We start from the raw sequence: 13763 nt of genomic DNA, 5'->3' as shown, positions 1-13763 counted from the left end.
GTTTTTTGCTATACCCTAATTTAGTATACCAAGAAATTTATGAATTACCTAGAACAAAGGATTGACAAACATTAGCTGGTTTTCTTGAGCCCGAATGGAAAAGCAAAAAAAGAAGACCTGCCCACAATTGCGGACAGATCTTCTTTATAAAAGTCATTTATGCTTTTACTTCTTCTTCTTTCACTGCTGTAGTTGCGATGTGCAATTGCAGAAGCTGATCGAGATCGACTGGTCCTGGTGCTTCTACCATCAAATCGCTTGCACTTGCTGTTTTCGGGAAGGCAATGACTTCACGCAGGTTGTTGCGTCCAGTCAAGAGCATGATCAGGCGGTCCAAACCAAGTGCGAGACCACCGTGTGGAGGTACACCGAATTCGAATGCATCCAACAGGAAGCCGAACTTCTCTTGTGCCTCTTCCTTGCTAAAACCAAGCGCTTTAAACATTTTTTCCTGTACGTCACGTTTGTAGATACGCATGGAGCCTCCGCCCAATTCGTAACCGTTCAGCACCATGTCATAAGCTTGTGCACGCATAGCGCCTGGGTTGGTATCGAAGAGGTGCAGGTCTTCGTCTTTTGGTCTGGTGAACGGATGGTGAAGTGCCACATAACGGTTTGCTTCTGGATCCCACTCTACCAATGGGAAATCTACTACCCAGAGGAAAGCAAATTTGCTTTCGTCAATCAGGCCAAGTTCCTTACCAAGCTTGGAGCGAAGAGCGCCGAGTGCGTCAGCAACCACTTTTGGTTTGTCAGCCACGAACAAGAGCAAGTCTCCTTCGCTTGCATCCAACGTAGCTTTAAGCGTATTGATTTCCTCTTCAGTGAAGAACTTCGCAATTGGACCTTTGATCTCACCTTCGTTGAAGCCCATCCACGCCAAACCTTTGGCACCATAACGATTAACGAATTTGGTAAGCTCATCCGCATCTTTACGGGAGTAGTGGCCGCAGCCTTTGGCATTGATTGCTTTCACTTGTCCGCCACTCTCTACAGCGCTTGCGAATACTTTGAACCCGCTGTTTTTCACGAGTTCAGACACATCGACCAATTCCATTCCGAAACGAACGTCTGGCTTGTCGGAGCCGTAGCGATCCATTGCTTCCGCATAGGTCATGCGAGGGAACGGAGTTGGAATATCAGCACCGATTGTCGCTTTGAATACATGTGCAACCATCTCTTCCATCACTGGCAGCAATTGCTCCATTGGAAGGAAGGACGTCTCAATATCGATTTGGGTAAATTCAGGTTGACGGTCCGCACGAAGGTCTTCATCACGGAAGCAGCGAGCTACCTGATAATAACGCTCGAAGCCGGATACCATTAACAATTGTTTGAAAAGCTGCGGCGATTGTGGCAAAGCATAGAACTCGCCTGGATGAACACGGGACGGTACAAGGTAATCACGTGCTCCTTCCGGTGTGCTATTCGTAAGGATCGGCGTCTCCACTTCAAGGAACCCGTTCTGGTCGAGATAGTCACGGAATGCTTTGGTTGCTTTGCTGCGCAAGATGAATGTGCGTTGCATTTCTGGTCTGCGAAGATCGAGATAGCGATATTTGAGGCGCAGAGATTCATCCACATCGACTTGATCTTCAATAATGAACGGAGGTGTTTTCGCTTCGTTCAGAATTTGGATGTCTGATACGACGACTTCGATTTCACCAGTTTTGAGTTTCGGATTCACTGCTTCTTGCGCACGGTTGATGACTTTACCTGTTACGGAGAGAACATATTCCCCACGAGCTTTATCGCCGATTGCCCACGCCTCTTTGTTCACCTCCGGATTAAATACCAATTGAACAATTCCAGTACGGTCACGAAGATCGATGAAGATTACGCCACCAAGGTCACGACGCTTGTTCACCCATCCGTTTAGTGTAATTTCCTGTCCTACATGCTCTTTACTTACTTCTCCACAAAAAATTGAACGATACACGTTATTTCCCTCCACATAAATCTGAATTTCTTATCTCCAACTAAGCGATTGACCGTTTATTTACTTGCTAGAACGGATGCAACCTCTTCCAGCTTCAATTCCTGTTGTTCACCTGTTGCCATTTCCTTCAAGACTACTGTTCCATTCATAAGCTCAGCTTCACCGATGATCGCTGCAAAACGGGATGCGTAACGATCAGCGGCTTTTAACTGTGCTTTCATTTTGCGGTTCAGATAGTCCATGTCGGCAGACACGCCGGCCTGACGAAGCTGATCAAGCAAGACGAATGCATTTCCCTTGGCTTCCGGCGTTTGAACCACTACATAGCAGTCGAGAGCCTGATTGACTGGAAGCGTTATTCCTTGTTTCTCTAAAGCCAGCAACAACCGCTCAATACTGAGGGCAAAACCGATACCTGGCATATCCTCGCCGCCGATTTCAGCGACCAGACCATTGTATCTGCCTCCACCGCAAAGCGTTTCTACCGCACCGATCTCCGCCATCTTGATTTCAAAAGCAGTTCGAGTGTAGTAATCGAGACCACGAACCATTCGAGGATCAACCGTAAATGAGATGTTAAGCGCCGTTAAGTGAGCTTGCACCTCAGCAAAGTGTTCCTTCGATTCGTCACTTAGGTAATCAAGAATGGATGGAGCGTCTTTGGTCAAGGTCTTGCACTTATCCACTTTGCAATCGAGAACCCTCAATGGATTGCGATCCATCCGGGATTGACAATCGGCACAAAGCTGATCACGGAATGGTGCAAAAAACTCCAACAATTTGCTGCGGTGTCTCGCACGGTCTTCAAGAGTTCCGACACTGTTTAGCTCGACGGAAATTCCTTTAAGCCCGAACTCCTGATAGAAACGAACAGCGATGGCAATTGTTTCTGCATCGATTGCCGGATCACTGGAACCGATCGCTTCCACCCCGAACTGGGTAAACTGGCGATAGCGGCCTGCCTGTGGTCGCTCATGACGGAACATGGGCCCGATATAATAGAGTTTGGTTGGCTGAACGGGTGAACCGTACAACTTCTTCTCCACATACGAGCGAACGACTCCCGCAGTCCCCTCTGGTCGTAGCGTCAAGGCATCTTCGCCTCGTGATTCGACGCTATACATTTCTTTTTGCACGATATCAGTTGTTTCACCGACCCCACGTTGGAACAACTCTGTGTGTTCGAAAATGGGTGTGCGTATCTCTTGGTAGTTGTATCTTCTGCAAAGATCACGTGCTTTTTCCTCAACATACTGCCAAAGCTCCACTGTTCCAGGCATAATGTCCTGTGTTCCACGTGGTATTTGAATCTTCGACATAGCTAACCCTCCAGACATGAAATAAAAAAACTCCCGTCTCTGACATGAAAAAATCACGTCAGGGACGAGAGTTGTATTCTCCCGTGGTGCCACCCTTTTTGGATATAAAATCCCACTTTCATACCATTAACGCTGGTTCACGCCCGTACGTTACTTGTTGTTATCCTTTCACGTGGGTCTTCCGGGAGGTCATTCGCCAAGTCGTCATACAGAAGTGCTTTCAGCCACGTCACTTCCTCTCTGGTCTATGCGTTTCCTGGGTACTTGGTCCCTTCAACAGATCAATTATATACCCACCCGACTTAAGCTTACGCTGGTGGTCGACTTAAATGCAACATCCGTGTTGCATCGTCGACACTAGCACATCCTGAGCGTCGTCGGTCAGGGCCCTAACTCATTAAAAACTTATTCGAATCATAGCAAATGCAAGAAAGAGAAGTCAACTGTTCTCTCAGGAAAACTTTTTCTATCACACAAAATTAGCCGTATATCTCATCCAATGCCTTGATTTTCTCATCCACCAGAAGTTTGTAGGTATCATTGTACGTCTTGGGGTCTTTGGGATTGGGAAAGCGAGTCAATACGCCACTGCCCGGTTTCATCAACTTCGATACCGCTCCACAGCCTAATCCGAGGATTGTCTGCGCTTCTTCCATGATCATGATGTTGTAGATGCTTTCATAACCATTCTTTGCATAACCGACGTTTTCCAGATTGCCAAGAATATTTTTCTGACGGTAGAGATAATACGGATGATAGCCGTGATCCTGCGTCCACTGAGATGCAAGCTCCATCATTTTCAGGATTTCCGTCCTACTGGCTACTTTATACTTCTCTTTATTCTGAGTCATTTCGGAGGCTCGTTTGAATGACAATGTATGGACCGTGAGCGACGCCGGATGCAGTTCTCCCACTTCATGCAGGGAGTGTTTCATTTCCTCTACGCCTTCGTTAGGCAGCCCGATAATCAAATCCATATTGATATTGTTCAGACCCATGTCTTTGGCTAACAGGAATTTTTCTTTTACTTCTGCCACGCTATGGTGTCGGCCAATGGCAAGAAGTGTCTCATCTGTAAATGATTGAGGGTTAATGCTGATGCGGTCCACTTTCCATTTTTTCATCACGTCCAGCTTCTCCGGAGTGATGGTGTCTGGTCTGCCCGCTTCCACTGTCACTTCCCGCACTTGATCCATATGTGGAAACGACTCGTACAACGTGACGAACAACTGGTCTAACTCTTCTGCCGTCACACTGGTTGGTGTCCCCCCACCAAAATAAATGGACGTGATTGGCAGGTTACGACGACGCAACCATTCTCCCATTGCCCGAATTTCATATTGCAATCCTTCCAAAAACACATTAACATTCTGCTGTTGCGCCTGGATGGCGTACGCAGGAAATGTACAGTACGCACATTTGGTAGGACAAAACGGAATTCCGATATAGACGGATACTTCCCGGTCAATTTTGTACAAGTCTGGAACGACCGCCAACTGACGATTCACGATCTCTTGCAATAGCGCAAGCTTGTAGGGACGTACCATATAATCGTCTTTCAGGTGATGTGCCGCTTCCACCTGTGACATACCGGATGTGAGGAATTTATGCAGCAGTTTCGTCGGACGAATGCCCGTAAGAATTCCCCACCCCTGCTCCATTCCAGTATGTTTTTCGAGCAATGTCAGGAGCGTATAGCTTACCGCTTGTTTGGCAGTCTTGCGTTCGCCCTTCTCTGATCGCTCTTGGTAGGGTCTTGTATAGTTATATTCGTACTCAGTCAAACCTGCAACGAGTCGGCCAGTTGCATGTACACCATCCAGGTTGGGGCTAACGCTTAATTCGATCAGTAAATCGTCGTCCTGTCCCTCTGTCTTTTGCCCCCACTCTGTTCCGTACATGACTTGTGGGTCCTCAAAAAACATGGCAAGAATAAATCCGATTTCCCGTTCAAATGAGTGACCAATATTTCGAACTTGAATCAAGTTGTTCACCTGCTTTTCCATTTCAACGACTGTTTCGAGCCTAGAGAACAGTTTATCGAATGGCAAAAACATGGTCAAATAAGAAAAACAGTTTCTATCGTTTCATTTTCCTTTTCAATTGATTTACCTCTCTGACACTGATATGAAATTCCGATGAAAGTTCTACATCATTCAAGATGCTTTCTTTCTCCATAAAATCGTGGAAGTCTACCGAAAACAGTCGATTGTTCGTCTTGTTTGCAATGGTTTCATTGATGGATTGCCGCATGTTACATCCTCCTTTTCGCTCTTGTTAGTCTTTCCATTTTTGGTGGAATCCATAAGAGTTACTGTGAGGTAGAAATTGTCGTTTTATGCAGGAAAATGCGTGAGTGAGAACGAATCTCTAGTAATCTGCAATACCCAAAAAAATGTAAGAGAGGATGAGACTCTTGTTTCGACATCAAATCGGAACTGGGCTGATGCTTGCTTGTCTACTCGTCCCTACGCTTACTGCTTTGGCTACACCGAGTGCCGCGTTCGCTGCGCCGCGTGTTTCTCTAGAAACACCAAATGTTTCCTCAGAAACACCCAGTCATGTGCATGTAACTGTTGACAAGTTAAACATACGTTCAGGTCCGGGACTTACATATACCATCACATCCAATATTTCATCCAACACCAAATTACCTGTCCTCAAAGAACAGGATAATTGGTACCAGGTTCAGTTGCCTGACGGAAAATCCGGTTGGCTCGCATCCTGGCTGGTCAAACCTGTTGCGGCGAATACTCAAAATTCGACAGCGATTCAAACCAAAGTGCAAGGAACAGTCGACAAGTTAAACGTTCGCTCAGGTCCTGCCCAGACATTTCCTGTCATTCAAACGATTAGCCAAACAATCTCGTATCCCGTTCTGCAAAAAGAAGGAGATTGGATCAAGATACAACTGTCAGCCAATCAGTCAGGATGGGTGGCCAGTTGGTTGGTAAAAGAAACACAGGCAACTACAGATCAAGTTTCGATTCCTGCTGAAAGCACCAATATAAAAATTTTATCTGTCGATACTCCTGTGTATCTGACTCCCGACCCAAACTCAACTGTGCTTGGAATGATTAGTAAAGGAGATCAGGTTACCATCGAGCAGGAGCAAGCTGGCTGGTTTCGGATTACGTTCGACGGTCAGGCAGCCTGGATCAACAACTCGTTCCCTCAGGGAAATCCAGTTCCAGATGTCACTCAACCTGTCGATGATTCACTGACAAAAGGACAAGCAACCGTTACGGCAGAGACTGTCAATCTGCGCAGCCAACCGGGTCTGACCTCGACAATCATCGGGAAACTCAAACAAGGCGATAGTTTGACCGTCCTCTCTCGTCAAGGAGAATGGGTACAGGTGCAAACGGCGAGTCAGCAAACCGGATGGGTAGCAAACTGGCTGGTAAATGTAACAGGCACAACACCAGATCAGCCTGGCGATTCAACCAATGTTCCAAGTGGACAAGCCTATGTGACGATCCTGCATCCTGATACCAATCTGCGCTCAGGTGCAGCAACAACCTTTGATATCCTCGGTCGTGTACAGAGTGGAGAAAGGTATCCGATTGTGGCTACAGAAGGTGATTGGTTCCGCATCCGTCTGAACAACGGAACTGAAGGGTATGTCGCCGGATGGCTCGTAAATGCAGATGGGATCAATGATGTCATTCGAGAAGATAGCGTCAAAGATAAAGTGATTGTAGTAGATGCAGGCCATGGTGGGGAAGATAACGGAGCAACGGGCACAAGCTTTTCTACCTTGGAAAAAGTGATCAATTTGCAGGTAGCCATGCTGCTCAAAAACAAGCTTGAGGCCGCAGGGGCCAAAGTAATTATGACCCGAAGCGATGATCGACGCCTGACATTGCAACAGCGTGTAGACACAGCGGTTTCCAACAATGCTGATTTGTTTATTAGCGTGCATCACAACACATCCCCCAATACGACGACAAAAGGGACAATGATTTTTTACTACACCGAAGGAAAATCAAGCAAACTGGCTTCCCTTGTTCAAAATGAAGTCGTAAAAGCGACTGATTATAAAGACATGAACGCCCGCTTCGGCAACTATTTCGTATTGCGGGAAAATCCGGTTGTCTCCATTCTGTGTGAGATCGGCTTTTTGACCAATTATGAAGAAGAACTCCTGCTCCGCTCGTCCAAGCAGCAGGAATTGGCTGCAGAGGGGATCTACAAAGGAATCGTTCGCTACTTTTTGGCAAACTAAAGTAACCCGCAAGACACAAGCTATCTCTGGCGTCTGGAGGGGCACAAACCTATAAACACTAAAAAAGCGACTGATCGGAGAAAATTATCTCGTATCAGTCGCTTTTGACTTTTCACTACAGTACTATTATTCAAAAATTTTACCTGGATTGAAAATACCATGGGGGTCCAGCGAATGCTTGATCACCATCATGATATCAACCGCATCCCCATGCTCTTGTCTTAAATACTTCTTCTTGCCAAGGCCAATCCCGTGCTCTCCCGTGCAGGTTCCGCCCTTTTTCAGCGCATAGTCCACAATATGTGAGTTGATCTCCTCCATCCTAGCGATTTCCTCTGGGTTACTTTCGTCGACCGACAAAACCGCATGATAATTCCCGTCACCCACATGGCCAAAAATTGCTGATGCCATCCCGTATTGATCGACGATCCGGCGGGTTTCCACAATGGCATTGGTCAGCTCCGAAATTGGCACACATACATCCGTGCTCACCAAGCCTTTGGCAGGTGCTGATGCTTTGATCGCAAAAGCCACATGATGGCGTGCCTCCCATAACATCGCTCGAGCAAGTGAATCTGTCTCAAATTCAAATGATTGAACTCCACCGTGCTCGGCAATCTCCCTGGCGATTTCCACATCGTGATCAACACTGGTTTTACTTCCGTTAAACTCCAAAAATAACGTTGGCGCTTCAATATAGTTCGTTTTTTTGTAAGCATTGACTGCACGAATGGTCCGCTCGTCTACCAGTTCCATTTTTCCGATGGGTATGCCCGACTTCAACAGTGCCTCAGCCGTTCTGCCAGCCTCGTCAATGGACGAAAAACATGCTTTTGCCGCCAGGATGACTTCAGGTATGCCATATACTTTGAGCGTGATCTCTGTAATAACGCCCAACGTCCCTTCCGAACCAACGAACATCCCCGTCAAGTGATAGCCTGACGAAGATTTGAACGACATGCCGCCCGTCCGAATGATTTGGCCATTGGCAAGCACTACTTCCAGTCCCAACACCGAGTCACGCATCACGCCGTACCGTACCGAATTGGTTCCACTCGCATTGGTTGCAGCCATTCCTCCGATAGAAGCGTCAGCTCCCGGATCGACTGGGAAGAAGAGTCCGTATTTTTTTAATTCTTCATTTAATTGATTGCGGGTGACACCCGGCTGTACCCGAACGAGAAAATCATCAGGGCGAATTTCGAGTATTTGGTTCATTTGCATCATGTTCATGCTGATTCCGCCTTGTACGGGAATGATCTGTCCTTCCAGACTGCTTCCCGCCGCAAAGGGCACAATCGGTACTCTATGTTGGTTGGCAAACGCGACAATCCTGCTGATTTCCTCCTTCGTCTGTGGAAAGACAACCACGTCCGGTCGATGAGGCGGGTAATAGGTGACAGCTCTGCTGTGCTGGTCCAGAATGGTTTCGCCGGTTGATACTTGTTTCGGGTCCGCTACCAACGACTGTAATTCTTCTAACAAGTTCATTTCATCCACCTCCCTTTCCCTAGTAAGACATTAATTTTTGCAATCCTGCACGAATCCGATTTACATTGGGAAGCCAGTCATCCTCCATGGTAGCCACCGGATAAGGAGAGTCATAGCCTGTTACCCGAACGATCGGGGCAGATAGGGAGAAGAGCGCTCTTTCACTGACCAAAGCAGCAATTTCGCCACCAACCCCGCCGGATTTTACCGCTTCATGGACAATCATCAATCGACTGGTCTTTTCCACGGATTGAATAATCGTATCGATATCCAGTGGTTGGATGGTGCGCAGATCAATTACTTCAATATCCACACCCATTTGCACGGCTGCTTCAGCGATTTTGGCAACCAATGGAACGGCAGGACCCCAGGTAACAATCGTGACATCTTTCCCCTGCTTGACGACATTTGCTTTTCCTAAAGGAATCTCATAGTCTTCTTCAGGTACCTCCATGCGGAACGCTCGATACAACTTCAATGGCTCCAAAAAGAGAACAGGATCTTCACTGCGGATGGCTGAAATAAGCAGACCCTTGGCATCGTAAGCATTGATAGAGAGAGGATTGATGGGCGGAAAAAACGCTCAATAGAAACCCGCAGCCGAATACTGGCAGCCGCCAAAGAGGTGTTCCTCGCAAACGGATACCAGCAAACGACAGTGACGATGATTAACGAACGAGCGAGTACCGGATACGGGACGGTGTATGCTCATTTTAGCGGTGGCAAGGACGAGATCTTCATCTGCCTGATTGAGGATCTGATCAGCGAATTTTACGCGATTGCCGATATTCGTTTCATTCCCCAAACGATTGAGGAAGCACATGCGATTATCAAGGCACAGGTAACTCACTTTCTGAAACTGGCCGAAATGTATCGGGACACACTTGTTATCATCTGGGAGGGCATCGGTTTATCCACACTGGTACAAAGCAAATGGAAGGATATTGTGCGCAAATTTCATGAGCGGATCAAACATGATATTCAATACTCTCAGGAACTGGGGATGGCTCGACAGTTACCAGCCGAACAGGTCGCATGGGTACTTCTTTCTGCTGTAGAAAATAACCTGTGGCAAATTGCCCTTGGTGAATCTGCTCATACGGCTGAGGAAATCGCCAAAACGATCGTTGAGGTCTATATGTTCGGATTGTACAAAAAGTAAAGAAAAAGCAGGAAAGACCTCTCCTAAATCGAGATGTCACTTCCTGCTTTTTTCTATAACAAAGTAATTTTTCATCGCATCTATTTACGACTGACTGCTCTCCACAATCAGTGTCACAGGACCATCATTGATCAGATGCACTTGCATCATCGCTCCGAATTTGCCCGTTGCTACAATCAGGCCTTTTTCTCTAAGCTTTTGATTAAACATTTCGTACAAGACTTCTGCTTGCTCCGGTCTTGCCGCAGCCATGAAATTCGGCCTGCGTCCTTTGCGACAATCGCCGTACAGTGTAAATTGCGAAATGGACAAGATTTGCCCGCCTGTATCGATGACAGAATGATTCATCTTCTCCTCATCGTCAGCAAAAATCCGCAAGTTTGCGATTTTGTCTGCAATAAATTCCACATCTTTTTCCGTGTCTTCATGTGTAATTCCTACCAATAACACAAGTCCGTGCTCGATTTGACCGACAATCGTATCTTCTACTTCGACTCGTGCCTGCTTAGAACGCTGAACAACTACTCTCATCTTTTAGACTCCTTATCCATCAATCTCTAAAAGAAAAGCTTCCATTGAAGCCCTTCAAAGATGCCGTCGAATCCATCTTTTGCGGTAGCTTTTCCGATGAATCGTAGAAGAATCGCTTCGAATTAGTTACTTTCCGATTCATTGAAGAAAGAAGCAGCGCTCTGAAACGAGCCTGCTTCCTGTAATCAGGTATTGAGAATTCTTCGGACCGAATAAATATCCTTGATCCGTTTGATGCGCTCCACTACTTTTTGCAGGTGATCAATATTGCTGATCGAGATTGTCATGAGGATCGTGGCTACACGGTTCTTGTCCGCTTTTCCGGTGACAGCAGTGATGTTGGTTTTTGTTTCCCCTACCACTTGCAGTACATCGTTTAACAAGCCACTGCGATCATGTCCCGTAATTTCGATATCGACATTGTAGTTGTGCTTGAGATCGCCTTCCCACTCCACCTGAATCAGCCGTTCGCTGCAGTCGTCTGTGAGGATATTCGGACAGTCTCTGCGATGAATGGATACCCCTCGTCCCCTTGTGATGAACCCGATAATGTCATCTCCAGGGACTGGTGTACAGCACCTGGAAAGGCGAACAAGAAGGTTATCTACGCCTTTGACCCGGACTCCAGACTCACTTTTCGTGGACTGTTGATGAGTAGGCAGGGATTTGAATTCAGGAAGTGCCTGTTCTTCCCGCTCCCGGCGAAGTTTCTCCGTCAATCGGGAAACGACCTGAGAAGCAGTCAATCCGCCGTATCCAACTGCAGCGTACATGTCCTCTATGGATTGGAAGTTAAACTTGTTCGCTGCTTCCTCATAATTCTCTTCGGTTTGGGCTTCCTTCAATTCGAATCCACGGGATTTAATCTCCGCTTCAATCATCTCTTTGCCCTTGGCAACATTCTCTTCCCGTTTTTCGCGCTTAAACCATTGCTTAATTTTGTTGCGGGCCTGTGCCGACTTGGCAATCTTAAGCCAGTCCTGACTCGGACCATACGAGTGCTTGGAAGTGAGAATCTCAACGATATCGCCCGTTTTGAGTGCATGATCCAGTGGAACAATCTTGCCGTTCACTTTGGCTCCGATACAGCGATTACCTACCGCAGAGTGAATCCGATAGGCGAAGTCGAGGGGCACTGACCCTTTGGGGAGCTCGATTACTTCTCCCTTTGGCGTAAATACGAAAACCGTATCAGAGAACAAATCCTGCTTGAGTGATTCCATGAATTCCTGGGCATTCGGCGCTTCCTCTTGTCCACCCTGGATAATCTCACGCAAATTACCGATCTTCTCTTCGAACGATCCCTGTACCTGTCCTGTTCCCTCTTTGTACGCCCAGTGTGCCGCAATCCCGATCTCTGCCGTCTGATGCATTTCCATCGTACGGATCTGGACTTCGAGCGGATCACCTTTGGGACCTATTACAGTGGTGTGCAAGGACTGATACATGTTCGCTTTGGGCATTGCGATATAGTCTTTGAACCGGCCTGGCATCGGCTTCCACAGCGTGTGCACAATCCCCAGGACTGCATAACAGTCACGAATATCATGAACAATAATTCGCAGGGCAAGTAAATCATAGATTTCATTAAACTGCTTGCTTTGGGAAGTCATCTTCTTGTAGATACTGAAAATATGTTTCGGACGTCCAGAAATGTCAGCCTCAATGTGCAGCTCTTTCAATTTCTCCTGAATCATATCAGTCGCTTCACTAATGTACTCTTCTCGTTCGGTCCGCTTTTTTTGCATCAGATTGACGATGCGATAGTATTGCTGCGGGTTCAGATAACGAAGGGAGATATCTTCCAATTCCCATTTGACTGATGCGATCCCCAAGCGATGGGCGAGAGGTGCAAAAATCTCCAGCGTCTCGTCTGAAATCTCACGTTGTTTTTCTTCTGACATATGCTTCAACGTCCGCATATTGTGCAGACGGTCAGCAAGCTTGATCAATATCACACGAATATCTTGAGCCATGGCAACGAGCATTTTCCGATGGTTTTCTGCAAGCTGCTCTTCTTTTGATTTATACTTAATCTTTTCGAGCTTGGTTACCCCATCGACAAGTGCTGCGACATCTTCGCCGAATTGCTGGCGAAGCATATCAAGCGTAATCTCTGTATCCTCTACGACATCATGAAGAAAGCCAGCAGCGACCGTCGTAGCATCCAGTCTGAGATTGACGAGGATACCTGCAACCGCAATGGGATGCATGATGTAAGGAACGCCTGACTTGCGTATTTGCCCCTCATGCGCCTTGGCTGCCAGTTGATAGGCATTGCTGATCAACGTGACATCTTCTGGTGGCATATAGGTGCTTGCTTTCTTAATTACCTCATCAACACCCGTTGTCATAATTCCCTTCCCTTATCCTCCAAATCAGAATAACTTCCAAAAAGAAGCGATTTATTATTCTCGTTCTAAAGGGTATAAAGAACCCGTTATTATGCTCAAGTATATGTCTGTTCCAATGTTAGAAAAAAACTGTTTCATATTATTATCTTGTATGGAAGCTGTATTGTAAAGGTTTAGAATGTGAAAAGAAAAAACGGGCATAAGTAGCCCGTTCGTTCTGTCCTAGTATTGGACGAGTGACTTGACTGGGAAATCTTTCATTTGACTGCGTCCATCCAAATACGAAAGTTCGATCAGGAAGGTTGCACCCACTACTACACCGCCCAATTGCTCGATCAGTTTGATAGTAGTGCCAATCGTGCCGCCAGTTGCCAGCAAATCATCCGCTATTAACACTCTTTGACCTGGTTTGATTGCGTCAATATGCATCGCCAGGGCATCTTTTCCGTATTCCAGGCTGTAGTCTTCCTTGATCGACTCGTAAGGCAGTTTGCCTGATTTGCGAACAGGAATAAAACCGACTCCGAGGGCATACGAAAGTGGTGCGCCAACTACAAATCCACGCGCTTCTGGCCCAGCAATTACGTCAACATTGAGATCTTTGGCAAAGTCAGCCAATTCATTAATTGCTGCTTTATATGCTTCACCGTTTTGGAGCAGAGTGGTGATGTCTTTGAAGCGAATGCCTGGTTGAGGGAAGTCTGGAATCACACGAATATAATCTTTGAAATTCATTGAA

10 protein-coding genes, 1 pseudogene and 1 other annotated feature are annotated in these 13763 nt (G+C 46.7%); of the genes and pseudogenes, 2 read left to right on the top strand and 9 right to left on the bottom strand.

What is annotated here, in order from left to right; genetic code table 11:
* Positions 1 to 157 precede the first annotated feature (157 nt).
* The 4 genes from aspS to ACPW7N_RS21330 all read right to left on the bottom strand — a co-directional run bounded on the left by aspS (position 158) and on the right by ACPW7N_RS21330 (position 5511).
* Entirely contained in the window at positions 158 to 1939 is a 1782-nt protein-coding gene (gene aspS / locus ACPW7N_RS21345) for an aspartate--tRNA ligase (protein ID WP_425653299.1), read from the bottom strand.
* A gap of 56 nt (positions 1940 to 1995) precedes the next feature.
* Positions 1996 to 3258, bottom strand: coding sequence for a histidine--tRNA ligase (gene hisS, locus ACPW7N_RS21340; protein WP_425653298.1), 1263 nt, complete (start codon positions 3256 to 3258; stop codon positions 1996 to 1998).
* A gap of 57 nt (positions 3259 to 3315) precedes the next feature.
* Positions 3316 to 3544, bottom strand: a binding site (T-box leader).
* Between the two features lie 193 nt (positions 3545 to 3737).
* Positions 3738 to 5243 (bottom strand): coproporphyrinogen III oxidase, encoded by a 1506-nt coding sequence (locus ACPW7N_RS21335; protein ID WP_425653297.1) that lies wholly within the window; start codon positions 5241 to 5243, stop codon positions 3738 to 3740.
* A gap of 94 nt (positions 5244 to 5337) precedes the next feature.
* Positions 5338 to 5511 carry a hypothetical protein gene (locus tag ACPW7N_RS21330; protein WP_425653295.1) on the bottom strand — a complete coding sequence of 58 codons (174 nt, stop codon included), beginning with the start codon at positions 5509 to 5511 and terminating at the stop codon, positions 5338 to 5340.
* A gap of 154 nt (positions 5512 to 5665) precedes the next feature.
* On the opposite strand from ACPW7N_RS21330, the gene ACPW7N_RS21325 reads away from it, so the two are divergent.
* Positions 5666 to 7486, top strand: coding sequence for an N-acetylmuramoyl-L-alanine amidase family protein (locus ACPW7N_RS21325; protein ID WP_425653294.1), 1821 nt, complete (start codon positions 5666 to 5668; stop codon positions 7484 to 7486).
* A 126-nt stretch (positions 7487 to 7612) separates the two neighbouring features.
* On the opposite strand, the gene ACPW7N_RS21320 is transcribed toward ACPW7N_RS21325, so the two are convergent.
* Together ACPW7N_RS21320 and ACPW7N_RS21315 are read right to left on the bottom strand one after the other, a co-directional pair.
* Positions 7613 to 8977: an FAD-binding oxidoreductase gene (locus ACPW7N_RS21320; RefSeq protein WP_425653292.1), complete on the bottom strand. Its 1365-nt coding sequence runs from the start codon at positions 8975 to 8977 to the stop codon at positions 7613 to 7615.
* A 19-nt stretch (positions 8978 to 8996) separates the two neighbouring features.
* A pseudogene (locus ACPW7N_RS21315) lies at positions 8997 to 9527 on the bottom strand (alpha-ketoacid dehydrogenase subunit beta); the annotation flags it as partial.
* Between ACPW7N_RS21315 and ACPW7N_RS21310 the strand changes: the two are divergent.
* The gene (locus ACPW7N_RS21310) at positions 9516 to 10139 is read left to right on the top strand and encodes a TetR/AcrR family transcriptional regulator (RefSeq protein WP_425653304.1); all 624 of its coding nucleotides are present in this window, start codon (positions 9516 to 9518) and stop codon (positions 10137 to 10139) included. The pseudogene ACPW7N_RS21315 and the gene ACPW7N_RS21310 overlap by 12 nt on opposite strands.
* Before the next feature lie 84 nt (positions 10140 to 10223).
* Here the strand turns inward: ACPW7N_RS21310 and dtd are convergent, their stop codons facing one another.
* From dtd to ACPW7N_RS21295, 3 genes are all read right to left on the bottom strand, one after another.
* A complete protein-coding gene (gene dtd / locus ACPW7N_RS21305) occupies positions 10224 to 10670 on the bottom strand; it encodes a D-aminoacyl-tRNA deacylase (protein ID WP_425653290.1) in 447 nt (148 codons plus the stop codon).
* 185 nt (positions 10671 to 10855) lie between these two features.
* Complete coding sequence (locus tag ACPW7N_RS21300) at positions 10856 to 13024, bottom strand: RelA/SpoT family protein (RefSeq protein WP_425653288.1); 2169 nt, start codon at positions 13022 to 13024, stop codon at positions 10856 to 10858.
* Between the two features lie 222 nt (positions 13025 to 13246).
* Complete coding sequence (locus ACPW7N_RS21295; protein ID WP_425653286.1) at positions 13247 to 13759, bottom strand: adenine phosphoribosyltransferase; 513 nt, start codon at positions 13757 to 13759, stop codon at positions 13247 to 13249.
* Positions 13760 to 13763: the final 4 nt, after the last annotated feature.

The sequence above is a fragment of the Brevibacillus nigriterrae genome (genome assembly GCF_049846925.1).
Lineage (GTDB): Bacteria > Bacillota > Bacilli > Brevibacillales > Brevibacillaceae > Brevibacillus_H.
The sequence above is the reverse complement of the archived record's forward strand: the minus strand, read 5'-3'. Positions and strand labels throughout refer to the sequence as shown.